General features: G+C 55.8%; 16 protein-coding genes. 10 read left to right on the top strand and 6 right to left on the bottom strand.

The genetic code is table 11. From position 1 onward, the window contains the following. Nucleotides 1-210 precede the first annotated feature (210 nt). Both C5O24_RS03190 and C5O24_RS03185 read left to right on the top strand, forming a co-directional pair. Entirely contained in the window at nt 211-2193 is a 1983-nt protein-coding gene (locus tag C5O24_RS03190; protein ID WP_107035103.1) for a PIG-L family deacetylase, read from the top strand. A 74-nt stretch (nt 2194-2267) separates the two neighbouring features. Then, a complete protein-coding gene (locus tag C5O24_RS03185) occupies nt 2268-3179 on the top strand; it encodes a 3'-5' exonuclease (protein ID WP_107035104.1) in 912 nt (303 codons plus the stop codon). Nucleotides 3180-3198: 19 nt separating this feature from the next. On the opposite strand, the gene C5O24_RS03180 is transcribed toward C5O24_RS03185, so the two are convergent. After that, nucleotides 3199-3702 carry an RNA polymerase sigma factor gene (locus C5O24_RS03180; RefSeq protein WP_107035105.1) on the bottom strand — a complete coding sequence of 168 codons (504 nt, stop codon included), beginning with the start codon at nt 3700-3702 and terminating at the stop codon, nt 3199-3201. A gap of 160 nt (nt 3703-3862) precedes the next feature. On the opposite strand from C5O24_RS03180, the gene C5O24_RS03175 reads away from it, so the two are divergent. Further along, complete coding sequence (locus tag C5O24_RS03175) at nt 3863-5062, top strand: class I SAM-dependent methyltransferase (protein ID WP_107035106.1); 1200 nt, start codon at nt 3863-3865, stop codon at nt 5060-5062. A gap of 42 nt (nt 5063-5104) precedes the next feature. Here the strand turns inward: C5O24_RS03175 and smpB are convergent, their stop codons facing one another. After that, nucleotides 5105-5560: an SsrA-binding protein SmpB gene (gene smpB, locus C5O24_RS03170; protein WP_107035107.1), complete on the bottom strand. Its 456-nt coding sequence runs from the start codon at nt 5558-5560 to the stop codon at nt 5105-5107. After that, entirely contained in the window at nt 5557-6066 is a 510-nt protein-coding gene (locus C5O24_RS03165) for a hypothetical protein (RefSeq protein ID WP_107681437.1), read from the bottom strand. The genes smpB and C5O24_RS03165 overlap by 4 nt, the downstream gene beginning before the upstream one ends. A 124-nt stretch (nt 6067-6190) precedes the next feature. On the opposite strand from C5O24_RS03165, the gene C5O24_RS03160 reads away from it, so the two are divergent. From C5O24_RS03160 to trxA, 4 genes are all read left to right on the top strand, one after another. Then, complete coding sequence (locus tag C5O24_RS03160) at nt 6191-6628, top strand: DUF5606 family protein (RefSeq protein ID WP_107035179.1); 438 nt, start codon at nt 6191-6193, stop codon at nt 6626-6628. Nucleotides 6629-6879: 251 nt separating this feature from the next. Beyond that, entirely contained in the window at nt 6880-11697 is a 4818-nt protein-coding gene (locus C5O24_RS03155; protein WP_205961057.1) for a translocation/assembly module TamB domain-containing protein, read from the top strand. Continuing rightward, complete coding sequence (tamL, locus tag C5O24_RS03150) at nt 11694-13994, top strand: translocation and assembly module lipoprotein TamL (protein ID WP_107681435.1); 2301 nt, start codon at nt 11694-11696, stop codon at nt 13992-13994. Before C5O24_RS03155 ends, tamL begins: the two co-directional genes overlap by 4 nt. A 163-nt stretch (nt 13995-14157) precedes the next feature. After that, on the top strand, nt 14158-14466 hold the full coding sequence (gene trxA, locus C5O24_RS03145) for a thioredoxin (RefSeq protein WP_107035111.1): 309 nt from the start codon (nt 14158-14160) through the stop codon (nt 14464-14466). A gap of 97 nt (nt 14467-14563) precedes the next feature. Here the strand turns inward: trxA and C5O24_RS03140 are convergent, their stop codons facing one another. Then, entirely contained in the window at nt 14564-16231 is a 1668-nt protein-coding gene (locus tag C5O24_RS03140; protein WP_107035112.1) for a putative transporter, read from the bottom strand. 219 nt (nt 16232-16450) lie between these two features. Here C5O24_RS03140 and pheT point away from each other — a divergent pair, with 219 nt between their 5' ends. Together pheT and C5O24_RS03125 are read left to right on the top strand one after the other, a co-directional pair. Beyond that, on the top strand, nt 16451-18994 hold the full coding sequence (gene pheT / locus C5O24_RS03130; RefSeq protein ID WP_338418702.1) for a phenylalanine--tRNA ligase subunit beta: 2544 nt from the start codon (nt 16451-16453) through the stop codon (nt 18992-18994). 46 nt (nt 18995-19040) lie between these two features. Then, nucleotides 19041-19769 (top strand): YebC/PmpR family DNA-binding transcriptional regulator, encoded by a 729-nt coding sequence (locus C5O24_RS03125; RefSeq protein ID WP_107035115.1) that lies wholly within the window; start codon nt 19041-19043, stop codon nt 19767-19769. 390 nt (nt 19770-20159) lie between these two features. On the opposite strand, the gene C5O24_RS03120 is transcribed toward C5O24_RS03125, so the two are convergent. Next, nucleotides 20160-22007, bottom strand: a complete 1848-nt coding sequence (locus C5O24_RS03120) for an ABC transporter ATP-binding protein (protein ID WP_107035116.1) — start codon at nt 22005-22007, stop codon at nt 20160-20162. Nucleotides 22008-22138: 131 nt separating this feature from the next. Next, entirely contained in the window at nt 22139-24205 is a 2067-nt protein-coding gene (lacZ4, locus tag C5O24_RS03115; RefSeq protein ID WP_237612972.1) for a beta-glucuronidase LacZ4, read from the bottom strand. Nucleotides 24206-24326: 121 nt separating this feature from the next. Between lacZ4 and C5O24_RS03110 the strand changes: the two genes are divergently transcribed. Next, on the top strand, nt 24327-24843 hold a 517-nt coding region (locus C5O24_RS03110), incomplete at its 3' end, for a glycosyltransferase family protein (protein WP_500690271.1).

The raw sequence follows: 24843 nt of genomic DNA, 5'->3' as shown, positions 1-24843 counted from the left end.
ATAATAAGTCTCATCTATGATTGTTTTAAGGTTATTTGGATTGCTGTCGTTTGAGAGAGCAAACTTACACAAAATCGGCGGGAAATTCAACCGTCGGACCATGATATTTTACTCCTTTTCAAAAAAAATCGTAAATTCTCCCGAAATGGCGGAAAAATGCGTAGATTTGCAATATAAAACTACATAATCCTCAACACACTTAAAAACTACATGAAAACTAATCTCAGTTCGCAGATCAAGCTCGATCGCATCCCCAGACGCTACTACGACCCGCAGGGCGAGATAGAGCTGGCCGCGCTGACGCGGGAAGAGAAGATCTACACCCGCATCTTCGAAACCGCCACCGACGGCAGCGAATATATAGCACGTCAGATAGCCAAAGTCATCAACCGCAACGTCGAGAGCAAAGGGAAGTGCGTTGTCACTTTCGGTTCAGGCGTAAGCACCCACAGCGCCTACGCGGAACTAATCCGGCTCCACAAAGCCGGCGAAGTCTCGTTCGACAAGGTTGTGTTCTACAGCCTCAGCGAATTTTTCCCGCTGATCGCCAACGGACCGAGCACACTTCGTAAAATGAAGGAGGTGCTGCTCGACCATATCGACATTCGCCCCGAAAACATCCACACATTCTCCCCCGACGTCACAAAAGAGGACATGTTCCAGCGCTGCAAAGCGTATGAAAAAGCCATTGAAGACGACGGCGGAATCGACCTGGCCGTATGCGAGATCGGCGCACAGGGCTCGCTTGCGTTCAACGAACCCGGCACACCCGACACAAGCCTCTGCCGGCTCGTGCTTCTCGGCAACGAGACTCGCCACAACGTGAAGAGCGACTACAGCTGCGAGGATGTCCCCACGACAGCGATCACGCTCGGAATCGCCAACCTGCTGTCGGCCGACAGGGTCATCACAATGGCATGGGGCGAAAACCGTGCGGCTATCGTGAAGAAAACAGTCGAGACACCGGCCAGCGCCAACGTCCCCGCATCATTCCTGCAGGGGCATCCCCACGCCAAAGTCGTGGTCGACCTCCCTGCGGCCGAAGACCTCACGCGCATATCGCAGCCATGGAAAGTGACCTCCTGCGAGTGGACCGACAAGCTGATCCGCCGCGCAATAGTTTGGCTCTGCCACATGACCGGCAAACCGATCCTGAAACTCACCGACAAAGACTACAACGACTGGGGACTCGGCGAACTTCTCGCGCTCTATGGCTCGGCCTACAACGTCAACATAAAGATCTTCAACGACCTTCAGCACACCATCACCGGATGGCCCGGAGGCAAACCCAACGCCGACGACACATATCGTCCAGAACGCGCCAATCCCTATCCCAAGCGTGTGATTGTATTCAGCCCCCACCCCGACGACGACGTCATATCGATGGGAGGAACACTGAAGAGGCTCGTCGATCAGAAACACGACGTTCACGTGGCCTACGAGACCTCCGGCAACATAGCCGTAGGCGACGAGGATATGATGCGCTACTTCCTGATGATGGACAAGATCGCACCGATGTTCGGATTTGACCAGGGCGGATACTCTCGCCTGTCGGAGGCCGTGCACAAAGCCGTAGGCAACAAACAGCCCGGCGACATGGACACCGCCGACATCCGCGAGATCAAGACCATGATACGTCAGGCCGAAGCCACCATAGCCTGCAACTATATCGGAGTAAAACCGCAGAACATCCACTTCCTGCGTCTGCCGTTCTACGAAACAGGCACCATAAAGAAAGGCGACCTCAGCCAGCGCGACGTCGACATCGTAAAAAAACTCCTCACCGACGTCAAGCCCCACCAGATATTCGTGGCCGGCGACCTCGCCGATCCTCACGGCACACACAAAGTGTGCACCGACGCCGTACTCGCGGCGGTCGACGAGCTGAAAGACGAAGCATGGATGAACGACTGCCGTATATGGATGTATCGCGGAGCATGGGCCGAATGGGAAATCGACCATATCGAGATGGCCGTGCCTATCAGCCCGGAAGAGCTGCGTTTCAAACGCAACTCCATACTCAAGCACCAGAGCCAGATGGAGAACGCACCGTTCCTGGGCGATGACGACCGGCTCTTCTGGCAGCGCGCCGAAGAACGCAACCGCGGCACCGCACAGCTCTACCAGAGCCTCGGCCTCGCCTCCTATGAAGCTATCGAAGCTTTTGTGGAGTATCATATCATCCGCGACTGACCGACAAAATATCACAACCCTCCCGGAAGCGGCCTCACCACAGCTTCCGGGAGTTTTCATGACATTGACATCTGATGACTGACCAAAAACAACTGGCCGACTGGATATGCCTTGACGCCGAATTTGCCGAAGGAGTCGAAATGCTCGAACTCGCGATCATGAGCGGCGACGGACGAATGATCTACACTCAGCGATTCCGGCCCGCGACACTCCGGCGATGGCGCAGCTATCCCCACGGCATAACGCCCGAAATGGTAGAGAACGAGCCTCTCTTTGCCGAATGCCGGCAGGAAATACAGAGCATCATCGACGCGGCATCTCACGTCATAGGATTCGCCGTGGCCGAAAACGATCTGCGCAAACTACGTCAGGAAGGAATCCATACCGACGAATCACTCGGCATTGTGGAGATCCGCGACTGGTTCTGGCTCACCCACGGGCTCGAGAACGGACTCGACTACCGGCAGAACGTCGGCCTCAACACCTGCTGCCGCGAACTCGGAATCGACATCGACGAATCGAAGGAGCACTCCGCTGCCTACGACACCGAATGCACTCTCCGGGCATTCACCGGATTGTTGCAGCGCTATGCCGACAAGCGTGGCATGGCCAACGCCTCAATTGAAGAGATCGAGCGCCGGTTCGCCGAGGAATTTGCAGTGGAAAAAGACCGCTATGACCGTGCCAACGGTGCCGGATACTGCTGCATCATCCGCCACGGCGACGGATTGTACCAGATGAAGTTCACCAAAGAACCTCCCGCCTATCACCCCGACATAATCGCCTCCGTCGCCGTGGCCAACCGCAAGAAAGCCATGGTGAGGTTCAGCCAGATGCTCACCGGCAAGATACTTTACGGCAACTTCCGTTTCGAACGGCTGTCGAAACGCCGGCTCGAAGAATTCAGAGCCTACACCGACAGCTACGAAGCCGACGACGAGCAGTTCAACTCCAAATTGCTCCGTCTGGCCGGCAAATTCCGCTGACCAGCATTAATGCGCTCCGTCATCTGTAATCGGCCAGACGTGCCTGCAGAAACTTACGGGCATAAAATATGCGGCTCTTCACCGTGCCAAGAGGCAGATGCATCCGTTCGGCGATCTCAGCATATTTGTAGCCCGCCACATGCATGGTGAACGGAATGCGGTAGCCGTCAGGAAAACTGTTGACCACATCGGCTATCTCACTGGCCAGATACGTATCCTCAGGCGAAGGCTGCAGACAGTTTTCCGGCGTATTGATCCTGTACAGGTCGTCGGACGTATCCACAACCGTAGCCGACCTCACCATCCGCCGGTAACGGTTGATGAATATATTGCGCATGATCGTGAACACCCAGCCCTTGAAATTCGTATCGTCCTGATACAGATCGCTGCTGTCGAGCACCTTCAGCGTCGTATCCTGAAGCAGATCATATGCGTCGTCGCGGTTCGAGGTCAGCACAAAAGCAAAATTCAACAGATTTTGCTGCAGCCCGAGCAGTTTCTCCCTGAATTTGGCGGTAGTCATAGTCGTCCGATTAAGATTCGTAATTCATCAGTTCCACCGTTGGCCTGTCAAAGCAGGACGCGACTGCAACGCGACCCCGCCGGATCTCCAACGGCTGTTTACTCTAAAAACCCTGCGCGAACATCGCGGTTTCGCAGTTTAACATCATTTCATATCATTTATGTTTCAACCTCTGAAACCACTCTCCGACGACATCCGGCGCTGGATTGCCGACAATTCCACCGCCGACGTATCAGCACTTCGCCTCCGGCATCACGGCCACAGCGACCTGATGCATGCCATACTGCAGATCGAAGCACGCCGCAAATGCGCCTCCAAACTTGCCGACACCCTGCGATGCGACGCATTCCAGTTCCCCGACATGATCGCCGCCGAACAGTCCACCTCCGACGCCCTTGCGGCAATACACTCCTCCATCATAGGCGATGCATCCACGGTGGCCGATCTGACGTGCGGACTCGGCATCGACTCATTTCACTTCGCAGCCGACGGACGCAAAGTGACAGCCATAGAGCGTCGACCCGAAGCCGTCGCCGCTGCTGTCGCCAACGCCTGCGCGCTCCGGCTCTCCGACCGCATGGAAGTGATCTGCGCCGACTCAACCGAATGGCTTGCCGACACCGCCGCCACATTCGACTGCATATTTATTGACCCGGCACGACGCGACAACCTCGGACGACGGTGCTACAGCCTCGCCGACTGCAGTCCCGACGTCGGCGCTCTACTGCCACAACTGCGCGCCCATACCGGCAAAGTGGTGGTCAAGGCCTCACCGATGCTCGACGCCGAAGCTGTCGCACATCAGCTGCATCACGTCAGCGACATCTATCTGATCGGCACAGCCACCGAATGCAAGGAACTTGTAGCTGTCGTGGACTTCAGCCTTCCGGCCTCCACGCCATTCAGACTCCACGCTGTCACAGTGACCCGAGGCACCACATCACACATCACCATCGGCGATGATACTCACGCCACCGCAATGCCTTACGTAGCGCCCCAGACAGGCATGGTGATCTACGAACCATATCCCGCGCTGATGAAAGCCGGGCATTACCGCTGGATCGCCGACCGCTACAATGTGACGGCGCCCGATCCCAACACCCATCTGTTCCTGTCAGACCGACCGATAGATTTTCCCGGAAAAGCATATAAGATTGTAGAGTCGATGGATTTCGACAAACGCGCGGTCAAGGAGATCGCCTCGCAGCGCATCAAAGCCAATGTGGCCACACGCAATTTCCCACTCGACGCGCCATCACTCGCGCGCAGGCTCAAGATCAGCGAAGGGGGCGACATGCATCTTTACGGAATCCGCACCTCCGCGAGAGGGCTTATGCTGCTGCTTTGCAAGCCGGTATAGCACCCGGCAAAGCTCTCCTCCCAAACGAAACTTGCCGGCTTATTATTTCTTCTGGAACATGCGCGCTATCTGACGCTTGTCGTCGCGCTCCTTGATTGTCTGACGCTTGTCATATTCCTTTTTACCGCGTCCGATCCCCACCACCATCTTGGCAAGCCCCTTGCCATTGATAAACACCTTCAGAGGCACCACCGTGAAACCTGCATCCTTGCCGGCCTTGGCCAGCCTCGCTATCTCCTTCTTTTTCAGCAGAAGCTTCCGGTCGCGCCGGGCCGAATGATTGTTGTATGACCCGTAGAAATACTCGGCCACATACATATTCTTCACCCACACCTCACCGTTGCTGACCAGGCAGAACGTATCGCTCAGACCGGCCTTGCCAAGGCGTATCGATTTTATTTCCGTTCCGGTCAGCACGATTCCGGCCGTGAACGTTTCGGATATCTCATAGTCAAACCGCGCGCGGCGGTTGACGATATTCACTTCATTAAGTTTCATAGGATAAGATTGAATATAAAGATGATCAGGAACGGCGGCACTATCACCGTGAGTATGGTGAATATCATGAATCTGCCCACACTCTCCTCACGCACCGCCATGTAACGGTCGCCACGCCACAACACTATGGCGGTATATATGCCCAGAAACAGCACCAGATCTATGTCGAACGGCAGACAATTCTGCACAAGCAGGCTCAGAGCGAGCAGCGACTGACCCATGAGCACGTATGTGTGGTTGCGTTTCTCGCTCGGGATGGAATCGGTAAAACGATATATATACGTCGACATGAAATGCGTGGCTATGAAATAGCTGACGAAAAAAGCCACAAATTCTATAACCGCCAGATCAAGAAGCTTCACGAACGTATGCTCCAGATGATACACCCCCTGCAGAAACACCGCAAGCCCCATCATCACTGTCAGCGGAAAAAAACCGGTGCGTGCCAGTCGTGACGGATCGATGCCCTCGGCCGAGATGTCTTCCCAGCCGCGCGCGGGCGACATTATCAATTGAAACAACAGTTTTATAAACCTTAACATATCGGAGCACAAAGTTAGTGATTTCGGATGGAATTTAGGGATAATCTTCGTAAATTTGTGGCCGATATTTGAAACCAACACCTACAAAATGATTCAGAAAATCCTTTCAATCTCAGGCCGTCCCGGGCTTTTCAAGCTTGTCAACCAGGGACGCAACATGCTGATAGTCGAGTCACTCGCCGATGGCAAGCGCACCCCCGCCTATTCCCACGACAAGGTGGTGGCCATAGCCGACATATCCATCTACACCAACGACGACGAGGAACGACCGCTTGTAAAGGTGCTCGAAACCATCAGAGATAAAAACGACTCTAAGCCCGTCGACGTCAAGGGGCTGGGATCAGATGCCGACCTGCGCAAATATTTCGAGACCATACTTCCGGAATTTGACAAGGAAAGAGTCTATACCAACGACATCCGCAAAGTATTCAACTGGTACAACTGTCTCGTCGCAGCAGGCATCACCGACTTCTCTCTGCCCGAACCGGAAGGAGCCAGCGAAGAGGACTCTGACAAAGAAGCATAACCCACACAGCAGGGACACGACCGCACCTGACGGTGTGGCGTCTGACCGGCAAATCATACGGGAGGACTCCGGGACACGACATTTTCCGGATCCTCCCGATGCTTTTATCCGCTGACGCAACATATCCACGGTCACACACACCACGAACCGGATGCCGTCGCCAATCAAATGTATAGCCGCGATGATAAACAATCGTGCGGCCTATCCGGTTATTAAAGGGAAACCTGTTTATGAGAGTCTATCAGATGAGGATGTTTCGAAAAATTGCCATGTGGATTTTGGCGGCATTGCTGTTCATTGTCATAGCGGTGCCGATAGCCCTCTACGTGCCGGCCATACAGACTTTTGTCAAGGACATCGCTTTGCGGGAGATCAGGAAGTCGACCGGCATGGACATCACCGTGGAGTCGTTGCGCCTCAGATTTCCGATGCGCCTCTCGCTCGACCGGGCCACTGTGGTCGAAGCCGATGGCGACACCATGCTCCGGGCAGGCAACATCCGGTTTAGCGTGGCTATGCTCCCGCTGCTCAAAGGCGACATACAGGTCACCGGCGCACACCTGACCGACATTTTCTATCAGACCGGGGCACCCGACTCGACGATCTGGCTCAAAGCCGACATCCGCGACTTCGATCTCGACGGCGCCGCCATGAATCTCGGCAAAGGCACCATCGACGTGGATCGCGCCGTGCTCGACGGAGGCAAGGTAAGCCTCATGATCAATGACAGCGTGCCATCGTCATCGCCTGCCGACACTTCGGCCTCCAGGCCGCTGATCATCAGAGCGCTCGACATCAGTCTGCTCAATGTCGACTACCGCATGACCATGATGCCCGTCATCGACTCACTCGGAGCCACCATCCCCGCCGTCAGGCTTCGCAACGGGCTCGTCGATATGGCCACACGCACCATCACCGCCCAAAGTCTTGCAGCCGACTCACTCGACGTGGCCTACATCACACCCTCGGCCGAATATCTCAAGACACATGGCATAACGACCGCCGCCGACACCCTACCGGAAAATATTTCTGCATCAGCCGATTCGCTCCTCTGGACCATAACCGCCGGCCACATCACGCTCAACGCACGGCGGGCACTATACGCGCAGCGCGATGTCAAGCCTTTGCCGGGGTTTGACCTCAGCTATATCGAGGCATCGGCGATAGCCATAGATATCGACTCGATGTTCAATCGCGGCAGCAGCATCAGAATGCCGTTGCGCAGATTTCATGCAGTCGAACGATGCGGCATAGCACTGCGCGCCGACGGCACATTCGCCATCGACTCCACCGGAACTATGAGCGCACGCGACTTCCGCATCTCCACCGACTTCTCCACACTCGACCTGGACGCCGAGATGAAGCTCACCGGCGACACCTCCCGGCCGTCGCCACTCCGGCTCTACGCCGACGCGCGCATTGCTCCCGTCGATATCCGAATGGCTTTCCCGGCCATGACCTCCATGATCGCATCACTCCCGGCCGGTTCCGACATGTCTCTCAAAGCCGACATCGACGGGACGACGCAGAGCCTCGACATCCACACTATTGAAGCCAGCGTTCCACGCATCCTCGCCATCGAAGCCGGCGGACGCATCAACCATCCGCTCGACACCGAACGCACATCAGGACGCATCGACATCAAAGGCCGGCTCACCGGACTCAACACCATCAAACCGTCGCTGCTCGATGCACGTCTTGCCCGGACCATCAACCTGCCGCACATAGCACTAAAAGGACATGCCGATTTCAGTCCGCGACTGATATCCGGACTAATCAACGCCACATCAGGCGACGGGCGTATCGTGGCCGACGGATCATGGCAGCAGATCATTGAGGGCTATCAAGGATCTATCAGCCTCGACCGCTTCCCGATAGCCTCGTTCCTGCCCGAAATGGGCATCGGCGATATCACCGCCGACATACGGGCCAAAGGCCGCGGACTCGATCCGCTGTCAGCGTCGACCCGGCTTGAGGCTCAAGCTGTCATCCATAAGCTGCAGTATCAGGGGCAGGAATACTCCGGCATCGACATCGCGATGCAGCTGTCGCAGGGAATTGTCAGCGGACATATCGACTCCAACAACCCCGGAGCCGAACTCGGCATAACTTTCGACGGCACCGCATCGCGCGAGGGTTTCACTTGGAGTGTCGACGGCGATATTAACTCTCTCGACCTCCTTGCCCTAAAGCTTGCCAAAGAACAATGCGCCGGCTCCCTCACCATCAAGAGCCGTGGAAACATCAACGCCGACGCCTCAGTCATCGACGCCACACTTTCCGTGGCCAATCTCGACTGGAATATGACCGGACACCGCATCACCGCACCCCCCACCGACATCAGACTGATCACCTCCGACTCCACGGTCAACGCCGATCTCACTTCGGGCGACCTCTCTCTCACACTCGCCACACTCTGCGGACTCGACACCCTGATCACACGCGCCACCGCACTGCCGGCTATTCTCGACACCGCCATTGCCCGCCGCAATGCCGACATAATTGCCATCCAGCGTGCCCTCCCGCCACTCAACGCCATACTGACCGCCGGATCCGACAACATACTCACCGACCTCCTTGCCGCCTCAGGCACAGGATTCCGACATGCCGACATGAGGATCAGCAACGACTCGCTCATGAATTTCAACACACTCGTCACCGGATTCCATTCAGGCGACACACGGCTCGACACCCTGCGGTTCGGAGCAGTGCAGCACGGCAAATATCTTGCATTCAACGGAGCGCTCGACAACCGTCCGGGCACACTCGACCAATGGGCTCACGTGCGGCTTACCGGATATCTCGCCGACGACCGGCTCTCACTGCTGCTGCGACAGCGCGATATCAACGACCGCGAAGGCTTCTTCCTCGGAGCCAATCTCGCTGTCGACGACTCCGTCGCCACACTGCGGTTTGTACCCTACAGCCCGGTCATAGGCTATAAAAAATGGCAACTCAACCAGTCCAATTTCATCACCTATAATCTCTATACACGTCATATCGACGCCGACCTCGAAATGGGATCAGGCCAAAGCCTCATACGCCTCTATACTGAGCACAATCCCGGCAACACCACGCAGGAGGATCTGATCGTACAGCTCAAGGACATACAGATACAGGACTGGCTGACGATATCGCCATTCGCACCGCCGGTCAAGGGCTCGCTTGCCGCCGACATGCGCATCAGCGCCCACCAAAACTCGCTCACCGGCACAGGCAATGTCAGCCTCGACAACCTCTACTACGGCCGCGAAAGAGTAGGATCGTTCGACATCGGACTCGACGTCGGCACCGACCGCTCGGGACGACTCACCGCCGACGCATCGCTCAAGGTCGACTCCATCGAAGTAATAACAGCCGTCGGATCACTCAACGACACCGCATCGGCCACGCCGTTCCATCTCGACTTTGAGATGATACGCTTCCCCATGCGCGTCGCCAATCCGTTCCTGCCCAAAAACATGGCCCGGCTGTCGGGCATGCTCAACGGACGCCTCGACATCACCGGATCACTCACCCGACCCATACTCAACGGCTATCTCGACTTCGACACCACGGCCGTCAGCGTCGGGATGCTCGGCACATCCTTCAAATTCTCTGAAGATAAAATTCCGGTCGACAGCTCCATCGTCAGATTCGACAACTTCGCCATCACGGCCGCCAATAAAAATCCACTGACTATCGACGGCACCGTCGATCTGCGCGACCTCACCGACATAGCGATGAACCTTGGTCTCAAAGCCAAAAACATGCAGATTGTCAACTCCAGACGCCCCAAAAACGCCGACGTCTACGGACGTGCATTCATCGACCTCGACGCCACCGTCAAGGGCGACATGAGATTCATTGCCGTCAACGCCGACCTCAACCTGCTTCCGGGCACCAACGTCACATACGTAATACCCGACGTCGAATCCGCTCTGACATCACAATCCACGGGCGACATGGTCAAATTTGTCAGCTTCGCCGACACCACCGCCGTTGCCGAAGCCGACACACTCGCCCGCACCACCATGATCGGACTCGACGCCACACTGACCATATCACAGGGTTCCACCATCAACGTCGATCTGTCGGCCGACGGCAAAAACCGCGCAACAGTGGCCGGATACGGCACTCTCGACTATACCATGAGTCCGCTCAACGACGGCAGACTCACCGGACGCTTCACCATCAACAGCGGATTCGTCCGTTACACCCCGCCGATGATGTCGGAGAAAAAATTCGAGTTCGACGAAGGTAGCTACGTGGCGTTCAACGGCGACATGCTCAACCCCATACTCAACATCCACGCCACCGACCGCATGAAGGCCAACGTCACACAGACCGGGCAAAACTCCCGCCTGATCAACTTCGACATCGCCCTCTCGGTCACCAACACTCTACAGAACATGAATGTGGCCTTTGACCTCTCCACCGACGACGACATCACCGTGCAGAACGAACTCGCATCCATGAGCCAGCAACAGAGAGCCAACCAGGCCATGAACCTTTTGCTCTACAACACATACACCGGCCCCGGCACCAAGGCATCAACAAGCCTGTCGGGAAATCCGCTATACTCCTTCCTCACATCACAGATCAACTCCTGGGCTGCGCAAAACATCAGAGGAGTCGACATTTCATTCGGCATCGACCAATACAACCAGACTACCGACGGAGCCAGCTCCACCACCACAAGCTATAGCTATAGAGTGTCGAAAAACCTGTTCAACGACAGAGTCAAGATCATCGTCGGCGGCAACTACTCCACCGACGCCGACACCGACGAGAACTTCCAGCAAAACCTTATCAACGACATAGCGTTTGAATATATGCTCAACAAGCGCGGCACCATGATCGTGCGCATATTCCGCCACAACGGCTACGAGAGCATCCTCGAAGGCGAAATCACCGAAACCGGAGTGGGATTCGTCATGCGCCGCAAGATCAACTCGCTCAAGGATCTCTTCAGGTGGGCCGGACGACTGCGCCGCTCGCTGCTCGGGCAGCAAGGATCACCGACCGTGACGACACCCGCCGAAACACCTTCAGAACCCATCACATCACCGACACACGACAACAAATGACTATGACTATCCGACACACCCTGCTGCGCCCACTCTCAGCGCTCATGCTCATAGCCATCATGGCATCATGCTCCACCACACGTCGGCTCGGAGCCGACGAGGTGCTCTACACCGGCGTCAAGAAAATCGACATCGTCGTGCCCGACGGCCAGAAATCCGCGCCCGGACTCGACGGACAGGTCAAGAACGCCGTCAACGTCGCGCCCAACAACAGCCTCATCTCACCATATCTGCGATACCCATTCCCGCTCGGACTGTGGGTCTACAACAACTGGTCCAACCCGCCGCACGGATTCAAACACTGGCTATATGAAAAGCTTGTGGCCGAACCGGTGCTCATCAGCGACGTCCGGCCCGAAGTGCGCACCAAGATGATCGACGAGATACTCGACAACAACGGCTACTTCAGAGGCACCGCATCCTACGAGCTCATCAAAGGCAAAAACCCCAAAAAAGCACGCATACTCTACACCGTCAATACCGGACCGGAATATCCGCTCAGCTCCATAGAGCTGCTTCCCGACACGTCGCGGCTCTATCACCTCATCGACTCCGTCGCCGCAGCCGGGACATACCTCCGCCCCGGCAGCCGCTACTGCACCGACTCGCTCTCGGCCGAACGGGTCCGGATCGCCAACGTGCTCCGCAACCGCGGCTACTACTTCTTCCGCCCCGACTACATCGAATATCTCGCCGACTCCACCATTACTCCCGGAAGCATCGCGCTCCGCATGACCGTCGCCAGCAATATCCCCCACGCACTGCTGCTGCCATACCGCACAGGCAAAGTCACAACACGCATCTACCGAAACAAAGGAGGCGGCACACCCGACACCATCATGACACGCCGCGGAATGGTCATACAGATGCAGCCTTCACGACTGCGCAAAAACCTCATTCCGTCATGCATCGCGTTCCGCAACGGACGCACATTCTCCGTCCGCGACATGAACCGCACCCAGACATCGCTCTCACGCCTTGGCATATTCAGCGGCATAGAAATCAACGTCTACCCCGACACCACCTCAGCCGACCGCCTGCTCGACGTCGACATCGCATGCACCTTCGACGCACCGCTCGAGGCATCGCTTGAGGTCAACGTCACATCCAAATCCAACTCCTACCTCGGACCGGGACTCACCTTCGGACTCACCAACCGCAACCTCTTCGGAGGAGGCGAACAGCTATCTCTCAACCTAACAGGAAGCTACGAATGGCAGACCGGGCGCGACCGCGGCAACTCTATATTCAACTCCTACGAGGTCGGACTCACCACATCGCTGTCGTTCCCGCGGCTGCTCGCCCCACGGTTTGTGCCGCGCAGCCGGCGCGAAGTCAACTGGACACGCATATCGCTCAACGCCGATCTGCTCAACCGCCCGCACTATTTCCGCATGGCGCAGTTCAACGCTTCGTTCAACTACGACTGGCGCCTCAACCGATATGCATCCAACACACTCACACTCTACAAGATCACCTATACCAAACTAATCAACACCACCACCGAATTCGACTCGGTGATGGACGCCAACCAGGCCATCGCACAGAGTTTCCGCAGCCAGTTCATACCACAGATCGCCTACTCGTTCGTACTCGACCGCCCGATCGGCAATGACAACAACATCAACTGGCAGTTCACCGTGCAGGAAGCCGGAGGCATCACCGACCTCATCTACAAAGCCGCCGGGAAGAAAGGCGAGAAAAAACTGTTCGGAACGCCCTTCTCACAGTTCATAAAAGGCCAGACACAGCTCGTCTACAACCGACGCCTCTACGGCGACCACTGGCTCGTCAGCCGCGTGGCGGTCGGCGCCGCACACGCCTATGGCAACTCCAAAGCAGTCCCCTACTCCGAACAGTTCTATGTCGGAGGAGCCAACTCCATCCGCGCATTCACCGTCCGAAGCATCGGCCCGGGCAGCTATCAGGTGCCCAAAAATCTCATCAACGGATATTTTGACCAGACCGGAACTTTCAAATTCGAGTTCAACGTCGAATACCGCTTCCCCATCTACGGACCGCTCCACGGAGCAGTATTCTTCGACTCGGGCAACGTCTGGCTGCTCCGCAACGATCCCATGCGTCCGGGAGGAAAACTCCGCGGCTCCACATTCTTCAAGGATCTCGCCACCGGCACAGGAGCCGGACTCAGACTCGACATAGGAATGCTCGTCGTGCGCGGCGACCTCGGCATAGGAATACACCTCCCCTACGACACCGGACGACGAGGATACTACAACATGAAATCGTTCGGCAACTCGCTCGCGTTCCACCTCGCCATAGGATACCCGTTCTGACCCCCACGCGAGCCATCCGCAACTTTTGCCGGCATCCACGTGTTACATATACATCAAAGCATTCACATAAGCCACTCGCAAAATTCAGCTCCGAATGATTTATGAGCTTAAACCCGAATGCTTACTTATTAGGTTTACATAACACCAAAACAACCAATATACTATGAGCGAATTCAACGACATTATCAAAGATTCCAAGCCGACACTCGTCGACTTCTTCGCCACCTGGTGCGGCCCATGCAAGATGCAAGGCCCGATACTCGAACAGGTCAAAGCCACATTTGGCGACTCGGTCAACATCATCAAGATCGACGTCGACCGCAACCCCGAGCTATCGGCCACCTACCACATCCGATCCGTCCCCACGCTCATCCTCTTCGTCAACGGCGAAGCCGCATGGCGAGGCTACGGACTCCATCAGGCCGACCAGCTTGAAGCAAAGCTCCGCGAATTCATCAGCAAGGAGCAGTAATTTCCTCCCACCCGAAACGACCAAAGGCGGTGTGTCGGCTCCACGCGAGCCTCGCACACCGCCTTCTATATCGGATTTGGTTTCTTTTCAGTCCGGGTCAGCCAAGGAAAGCCAGTATAAGGCCTTGGGCGGCAACCACGCGAAGGAACATCGTCAGCGGATAGACTGTAGAATAAGCCACCGCCGGAATATCGCTGCCGGTGCTGCCGTTGGCATAAGCCAGAGCCGGCGGATCAGTGTAGCCGCCCGAAAACATACCCATGATATACAAGAAATTGATCTTGTACACCCCACGGGCAATGCAGCCCACCACCACCAGCGGAACGAAAGTGATGATGAACCCCCAGATCACCCACCACATACCGGTGGAATTGAACACCGTCTCGGCAAATCCTGCACCGGAAGAGATACCCACCGACGCAAGGAACAGGCAGATGCCCAGCTCGCGTAGCATCAGCGAAGCCGACGACGAAGTGTAGGTCACCAGCTTGAACTTGTAGCCGAACCGAGAGAGCAATATCGCCACCACGAGCGGGCCGCCGGCCAGACCGAGCTTCATGCCGAAGCCCACATTGATCGAACCCACGATTATACCGAACAGTATGCCCACGAAAATTGTGATGATGTTAGGCTCGTTAAGACGCTTCATCGAGTTGCCGAGCTTGTTGGCCAGACGCTCTATGTCGTTGATATCGCCCACCACCACTATGCGGTCGCCCATCTGCAACCGGAGATTGGGCGAGGCAAGCAGATCCACGCCGGCACGGTTCACACGAGTGGCGTTGAGCTTGTAGGCCGAATGGAGGCGGAGCGATCCGAGTGTCACACCGTTGAATTCGCTCTTGGTGATGAGAATGCGGCGCGACACCACCGATGTCTGATTCTCGTCATCCTCCCAGTTCATTTCGTATGGCACGCCTATCACGGCCTCGAAATTCTCCACATCCTGACTCGAGATCACCACATAGATCTTGTCGCCCACATGGATCTCGGTCTGCGACGTCGGTATTATGATGTCGCCGCCGGTAGCGCGGATCATACGCGATATCACGAAATCCGTCTTGATTATGTCATGGATCTGACGCAGATTCTTGCCGTCTATAAGCTTGTTGGTCACCTCGATCGAGATAAAGTCGGGCTTCTGCTGGTTGAGAGCGGCCTCCTCCTCGATGCGCTGTATCTCTTTTTCGGTACGTATACCAAACAGAGCCTTGATCAGGAACATCGCTCCTATTATGCCGCACACACCCAGAGGATATGCCGCCGCATAGCCCATGGCCATGATATTGATCGACTCGGGATTGTCGACCGCCTGCTGCGCCGCGGCCAGACCGGGAGTATTGGTCACAGCACCCGACATCACGCCCACAAGAGCCTCGATCTGAGTATTTCCGTCGATGTAATATATCGCCAGCACTATAAGCACGTTGAGAGCTATTCCAAGGACAGCCAGGCCATTGAGCCTCATGCCGCCTTTCTTGAACGACGCGAAGAAACCCGGACCGACCTGTATGCCGATAGAGAATATAAACAATATCAGACCGAACTCTCTGATAAATTTAAGCACCTCGGCGTTCACTACATAGCCCAGATGACCCATCACAATTCCCACAAACAGCACGAATGTCACTCCCAGCGACACCCCCGCCACCTTCAGCTTGCCCAGAAACACACCCAGCGCTATCACGAAGGAGTACAGGACGATCGTACTGGCAAGCCCGTAGTTACCGGGGCCGAGCAGCGACGTCAACCATGTAAAATCCATAAACGTTTATTATATTGATTATATATTGATTTATTGTCTGCTTGCCTTCGGGCGGCGGGATGGAGGCTCTGTCAGTCACCTTAAGCCGCATCATTCAGCCACGACATTGTGCGCTGAAGCCCGATGTTTACGGGGTGCAAAGTTACCCATTTTTCGTGAAAGTTTCGTAACTTTGCACAATTCTTATCGACAACCGCCAAAAAATAACCGTAGCTGTCATTGCATGGATCGCACGCTGTTGCGGCCGCGACAGCTCGACAAAACAGATATTTAGCATCATACATCATGAATATTTCCTACAAATGGCTTAAGCAATACGTGGATTTTGATCTCACGCCCGAAGAGCTCGCATCGCTGCTCACCTCCACCGGACTCGAAACCGGATCGGTCGAAGAAGTGGAATCGATCCGCGGAGGGCTGCGCGGACTGGTCATAGGCCGGGTGCTCACATGTGAGCCACACCCCGACAGCGACCATCTTCACGTGACAACCGTCGACCTCGGCGAGGAAGCGCCCGTGCAGATCGTCTGCGGAGCCCCCAACGTAGCCGCCGGACAGACAGTAGTTGTAGCCACTGTCGGCACAAAGCTGTATGACGGTGACAAGGAATTCACCATCAAGCGGTCAAAAATCCGCGGAGTGGAATCGCTCGGCATGATATGCGCCGAAGATGAGATCGGAGTAGGCGCATCTCACGACGGCATCATAGTGATCACCGACAGAGAGGTCAAGCCCGGCACACCCGCGGCCGAATACTTCGGGCTCGAAAGCGACTACGTGCTTGAAGTCGACCTCACACCCAACCGCATCGATGCCGCATCACACCTCGGAGTGGCACGCGACGTCGCCGCATGGCTCAGCTGCCATCGCACGCCGGGCGCAAAAGTCATCCGCCCCTCAGTCGACGCATTCCGCTCCGACCGCCCCGACGGCGCCATAAGCGTCAGCATCAGCGACACAGAGCTCTGCCCGCGCTACAGCGGAGTCACCATCCGCGGAGTCAAGGTGGCCGAAAGCCCCAAATGGCTGCGCGATCGCCTGACAGCCATCGGACAGCGGCCGATCAACAACATCGTGGACATCACCAACTACATACTCCACGGATTCGGCCAGCCACTCCACTGCTTCGACCTGGCGAAAATCGACGGCGGAAGCATAGAAGTCAGGACTTGTCCCGAAGGCACGCCCTTCACCACACTCGACGGAGTGGAGCGAAAGCTTTCGGCATCCGACCTCATGATTTGCAATGCAGCCAAACCGATGTGCATCGCCGGAGTATTCGGCGGACTCGACTCCGGAGTCACAGAGCAGACCACCGACATATTCATCGAGAGCGCATGCTTCAACCCCACCGCGGTGCGCCACACAGCCCGACGCCACGGACTCTCCACCGACTCCTCGTTCCGCTACGAGCGCGGCACCGACCCCAACGCCACCATGTACATACTGCAGCTGGCGGCACTCATGGTCAAAGAGCTTGCCGGAGGTGAGATCTGCGGCCAGCCGGTCGACATATATCCCGATCCGGTGGAGAAATACCCCGTCACACTCTCCTACCGGCAGATCGACGATCTGATAGGAAAGCATATCGAAACGGCCACTGTCGACTCCATCCTCGAATCGCTCGACATCGACATCGCATCGCGATCAGCCGACGCAGCCACAATGGATCTTCGCGTGGCCACCTACCGCGTCGACGTCAGGCGCCCATGCGACGTCATAGAAGAAATACTCCGCATCTACGGCTACAACAACGTAGAGATGGGCACCACCCTGCAGTCATCGCTCTCCTACCGCTCGGCCACCGACATCGACCACACACTGAAAGTCAACATCTCCCAGCAGCTCACCGCCGAGGGATTCAACGAGATACTCAACAACTCACTGACCTCCGAATCATACTACGCCAACCTGCAGCAGATGCCGCTCGACCACTGCGTCCAACTGCTCAATCCGCTCAGCTCCGACCTTTGCGTCATGCGCCAGACGCTGCTGTTCGGCGGACTCGAATCGCTCGCCTACAACATCAACCGCAAGATAAGCGACCTGGCCATGTATGAATTCGGCCATGTCTACAGCTTCAATCCCGAAGCCACCCCCACACAAGAACACCCGCTCGCGCCCTACCGCGAAGAATCGCGTCTGGCACTGTGGATCACCGGCAACATCCGCCCCGGCAACTGGGCGCGTCCGGCGCAGCCATCCACATTCTTCGACCTTAAGGCAGCCGTGGCCAACATACTCGCACGCCTCGGCATCACCGAGCGCGAGATCAAGCTCCAGCAGGGCGAAGGAGAGATCTACTCCAAGTCAATCGACATACTCACCCGGTCAGGCAAACAGCTCGGCTCAATGGGCATCATCTCCGCCGACACACTGCGCCGCTTCGACATCAAGCAGCCGGTGGCCTATGCCGAACTGCGATGGCAGGAACTCACACAAATGGCTGCCGCACGCAAAGTCACCTTCACGCCGCTGCCGCGCACGATGCCCGTACAGCGCGACCTCGCCCTGCTCGTCGACCGCACCGTCACATTCGACCAGATACAGCGCGCAGTCGCCGAAAGCGAAAAGCGACTGCTCCGCAACGTGACACTCTTCGACGTATACGAAGGCAAGAACCTGCCGGAAGGCAAGAAGTCCTACGCAATCTCGATCACACTCCAGGACGACGAACGCACACTCGTCGACCAGCAGATCGAAGCCGTCATGCAGCGCATCACAGCCAATCTGGCCAAACGCACCGGCGCCACACTCCGATAAACTATACATCAACAACATACGAAAACAACAATAAAACAACAAAGCAATGGGAAGAGCTTTTGAATACCGCAAAGCCAGAAAACTCAAACGCTGGGGCAATATGTCGCGTACGTTCACGCGCATAGGCAAGGAAATCACCATCGCCGCCAAGTCAGGCGGTCCCGATCCCGACACCAATCCGCGTCTGCGCGTACTGATGCAGAACGCCAAAGCGGCCAATATGCCCAAGGACACCGTAGAACGCGCCATCAAGAAAGCCACAGAAAAAGACTCCAGCGACTACAAGGAGATCGTTTATGAAGGCTATGGACCCTACGGAATAGCCATCGTGGTCGAAGCCGCCACCGACAACAACACCCGCACAGTAGCCAACGTCCGATCCTACTTCAACAAACACGGAGGCAACCTCGGCACACAAGGCTCACTCGCATTCCTTTTCGACCACAAGAGCGTCTTCAAGATCAAACCCAAGGACGGAATGGATCTCGAAGAACTCGAACTTGAACTCATCGACTACGGCGTCGACGAGCTCGAAGCCGACGAAGAGGAAATCGTTGCCTACGGCGCATTCGAGGAATTCGCCAACATACAGAAATACCTCGAAGAAAACGGCTATGAGATCGTAAGTGCCGAATTTGAGCGCATACCCCACGAACTCAAGGAAGTCACCGATGAGCAGCGCGCACAGATCGAAAAGCTGCTCGACAAGTTTGAGGACGACGAAGACGTGCAGAACGTATTCCACAACATGAAGGAAGCCGACTCCGCAGAGTAATCCACCTACGGAAAATCAGCACATCCCCCTCCACCATACAAACGCGCTGTGTCAAAACACCGATTTTGACACAGCGTTTTTTTTATCCGTAGCGGAGCACTGCCGACAAAAAAATATGGCCTTATCTCACGACATGGCCATACCATAGATTCATTAACATGTTTTGTAAAGTGTATACTGGGATGTTTTATCTTGTCATCCGACAAGTATAGGTTTGTTGGTCAGTCCCGGCAACTTTGTTCGATAAATACATCCGCTTTTCGCTTGCGCTCGACAAATATAATAATTTTCGTCGACACTTGCGTCGACTACAAGTGACACAATCGACCGGTTGATCATATAATGCATATAACTGTGATAAAGTTCAAATCATAAATCCTGCGCGGATTGTCAGTCCTTGACCGACTGCATCTCCACCAGCCGTCGGTAGTGACCGTCAAGAGCCATCAGCTCGTCATGCGTGCCACGCTCCACGATGCGTCCCTCATGGAGCACACATATCATCGTGGCATTCTTTATGGTCGACAGCCTGTGGGCTATCACCAGCGTTGTGCGATCCTTCATCAGACGGTCGAGAGCCTGCTGGACAAGCCGCTCGCTCTCGCTGTCGAGCGCCGAAGTGGCCTCGTCGAGGATAAGGATAGGAGGATTCTTGAGAATAGCGCGGGCTATTGATATGCGCTGACGCTGTCCGCCCGACAGACGGCAACCCCGGTCGCCTATATTGGTATCATAGCCATGCTCCGAAGCCATTATGAAGTCATGCGCGTTGGCTATTCGTGCAGCCTCGGTCACCTGCTCCATAGTGGCGTTCTCCACGCCGAAAGTTATATTGTTGTAGAACGTGTCGTTAAACAGTATTGCCTCCTGGTTGACATTGCCCATCAGCGAACGCAGATCATGCACGCGCAGATTCCTCACATCGTGCCCGTCGACCTCTATAGAGCCGCCCTGCACATCATAGAACCGTGGCAGCAGATCGGCAAGAGTCGACTTGCCGCTGCCGCTCTGCCCCACGAGAGCCACCGTATCGCCGGCCTTTATATCCAGACTGACATCCTTCACCACCGGATGTTCCGGATCATAGCCGAACGTCACATGATCATATCTCACACGACCCTCCGTCGGCACTGTCAGCCGCTCCGGGTCTGCCGGATCGGCGATCGGATTCGCCGCCTTCAGTATCTTGTCCACGCGCTCCATTGAAGCCATGCCCTTCTGTATGCTGTAGGCCGCCTTCGAAAGCTCCTTGGCCGGATTGATTATGCTGTAGAAAATCACGAGATAGTAGATGAACATCGGAGCGTCGATGCCGGCGTTGCCGCTCAATATCAGTGTGCCGCCAAACCACAGGACGATCGCGATTGTGGCCGTTCCGAGAAACTCGCTCATGGGATGGGCCAGCGACTGACGGCGGGCCACCGTATTCGACAGCAAATAAAACCGCTGTGTCCCCGTCCGGAAGCGCGCTCTCACCTTTTTCTCCGCATTGAAAGCCTTCACTATACGGAGGCCACCGATCGTTTCCTCTATATTGCTCAGTATGCCGCCCCACTGGTTCTGAAGCTGAAGCGACTTCCGCTTCAGGCTCTTGCCGATCTTGCCCATGGCAAAACCCGCGATAGGGAGCAGGATCAGCACGAACACCGTCAGCTGCCAGCTGATGGCAAGCATCATGCCCAGACACACTATGATCATCACCGGATTCTTGAAAAGCATGTCGAGCGAGGCCATTATAGAGCTTTCAACCTCCTGCACGTCGCCGCTCATACGGGCCATGACATCCCCCTTGCGCTCGTTGGTGAAGAATCCTATCGGCAGGCTCACCACCTTATCGTATAGCGAATTGCGTATATCTCTCACCACACCCGAACGAAGCGGAATGATAAAGTACGATGCCAGATATGTGACGCCCGTCTTCAGCGCCGTCATCACCACCAGCAACACCCCCAGCAGAGCCAGAGTATTGCTTTGACCGAAACGCCCGATCGCCTGCTGGGTGACATAATAGAAATCATTCACGGCCACGTCGGCCAGATCCTTCACCGACACACCCGACAAAGCCACATATTCGTAAGTCCTGTCGTTAAGCTCGAACAGCATCTCGAGGATCGGCATTATCACAGCAAACGAGAACAGCGTCAGCACAGCTGCAAGAAGATTGCAGATCATGCTCAGTATAAGATATCCTTTATAAGGGGGCACATAGCGCCCAAGCAGCTTCCAGAACTGTCCCATTGCCTTCTCGATGTTGATTTATCCCGCAAAAATACGCAAAAATTCCCACATGGCGCCATGACAGCCCTTCATTTTTCAGGCAGCCGCAGCCATGCGGGATCGGTTTATACAGTTTGTCCTTTTCTTACAGATCACTGGCGTTCGAGACGCCACTCCACACGATCGACCGAACCGTCTTTGGCACAGGCTTCAACCACGTTGACACCCGGCACAAGCCTCACGCCCTTCATCACGAATGTCGACAGCCCCTGAGGAGTCATCTTGCCTAAAGAGCGTCCGTTGAGCCGCAGCTCCACCTCCGGATGACTCGCAAATACAGTCACATCAGTCAGCTCCGAACTTCTTATGTCATGACGACGCTCGGCGATGTAAAGAGTCGGGATCTCATCGTTCCAGTTGGCTCTATAGAAATAAAACGCGTCTTTTTTCACCTTGCGGTCAAAGCTCACAAGCCCCTTGTCGTTGATTCCGTAGCGGTCACCCTCCGTACGGTGGGCGGCTCCGAAGTCAAACATATTCCATATAAACGAGCCCCACACGTATGGTCGTTCCGCGATAGCCTGCCAGTTCTGGCGGTGAAACTCCGTCTGATAATTCTCCGGATGCCACATACCCGACAAAATACCGGGCTTTACGCTATCCTGCTGATGATATATGCTCGCCCCCGCGCCATATTCGCTGATTGCTATCCGCAGGTCGCCGTGACGCTTGTGGGTGTCATCGAGCCATCTGCCAAGATCGCGGGCCGAACCGCCATACCAACCGTAATATTTGTTCCAAGCGATCAGATCGGTCGTGAAACTCAGCGGATCGGATGCATCTATATTGCTTGCGCCGGTGGTCAGACGCGTCGGATCCTCGGCATGAGCAAGCTCGTTAAGCTCTCCGACGTAAGCCGTCGGATTGTCACCATGGGTCTTCAGCTCGTTGAAAAGACCCCAGAAGCATATCGACGGATGATTGTAATGCTGTCTTATCATCTCCACAAGCTGCTGGCGACCGTTGGCGTGAAACTCCGGCGAGGCCGTATATCCACGGTCCAGATATCCGCCGGGGCCGACAAACGGAATCTCGGCCCACACCACAATGCCATACCGGTCCATCAGCCCGTAGAACTCCTCGGCCTGCGGATAATGTGCAAGCCTTACGCCCGTCGCCCCTATCTCGCTTATTATCTCCGCATCCTCGCGGTGATGCTCCGGAAGCAACGCATTGCCTCGCTCCGCACGATCCTGGTGGCGGCAAACGCCCCTGAGCGGATAGCTGCGCCCGTTCAGCATGAAACCGTTGTCCGCATCGACACCAAACCACCGCAGTCCCAGCGCCTCGCTGACACGATCCGTCACATTTCCATCAGCGTCTGTCACGACGGCTGTAGCCTCATACATGAACGGGTCCTTGCGGCCATCCCACAGATGCGGGTTTTTGATACTGAGATCAACCGTGACCCTTACTGAAGAATCGGCCTGACAGTCAAAGCGGCCTTCGCCCGACGCCACTATACGGCTTCCGTCGGCCACTGTCACCTTGACCTTACCCGATGTAGCCTCGAGCCCGGAATTGGACACCACTACGGCAGCCTCCACATCGCCGCGCTCGCGGCTGACACTTTTCTGAGTGAGATACACACCTTTCGAGCCGTAATCGGCCAGACTGACATGGAGCGGATCGACCGTATAAAGCCACACGTCGCGATACAGGCCGCCATACATATTGAAATCGCCCACAAGCGGCATCACATCCTGATCGAGCGCATTGCTCACCCTCACAGTGAGCAGATTGTCGGCATCTTCACGCAGCAGATCGGTTATATCCATCGCAAAAGCTGTGTAGCCACCCTTATGTGTGCCGGCCAGGCGTGAATTGACCCACACGGCCACATTCTGATTGGCACCCTCAAACCGTAGTATCACACGACGTCCATTCCATGACGGATCATATTTCAGTCGCTTTTCATACACACCGGTTGTACGCTGATAGGCCGCATTGCCCGACAGGGCGTCGCCGGCATTCCACGTATGCGGCAGATCGACACGTATGCCGCGACCGCTCACCTGGCTTGCAAACCGAAAACTCCAGTCATCGTTGATACGCGCTGCCGTGCGGCCGTCCATATCAGCCGCTGCAGCCGACGACACACAGAGAGCTGATAAAACCACTACGGCGATCAGCCGTACTTTCAGGACTGTCATATTCATATGGTTGATTTTTATCGGTTGATTGATGCAAAATTAATGGCAAATTTACTAAATTTGATGCGTATTTGCCACTTGTGCGATAGCCTGATTTGCACATGGCATGTAATCACCGACATAACCGATGCACTATTTCCTCTCGGCCGGCGAAGCATCCGGCGATCTACACGCCGCACCACTGATAGCGGCCATACGCACACTCGACAATGAGGCCTGCTTCACATTCCTCGGCGGCGACCTCATGGCCGAAGCCGCGGCCACGCCACCGCTGATCCACTACCGCCACATGGCCTACATGGGATTCAGCGAAGTCATCCGCCATCTGCCGCAGGTTTTCGCCAATCTGCGCACCGCACGCGAAGCCGTGAGCCGCGAGCACCCCTCATGCCTCATTCTTATCGACTATCCGAGTTTCAACCTGAAACTCGCCGCCCATGCCCACGACCTCGGAATACCGGTCTACTGGTATATCGCACCCAAAGTTTGGGCATGGAAAGAATACCGCGTCAAAACGATCAGGCGACTCGTGCGCAGGGTGCTCTCGATACTTCCCTTTGAAACCGAATTCTTCCAGAGCCACGGCATCGACGCCCGCTACGTAGGCAACCCCTCGCTCGAACCAATCCACGCACGACTCATCA

This window comes from Paramuribaculum intestinale, assembly GCF_003024925.1.
Lineage (GTDB): Bacteria > Bacteroidota > Bacteroidia > Bacteroidales > Muribaculaceae > Paramuribaculum > Paramuribaculum intestinale.
Note: the sequence above shows the minus strand (reverse complement) of the source record. Positions and strands in the feature narration are given on the sequence as shown.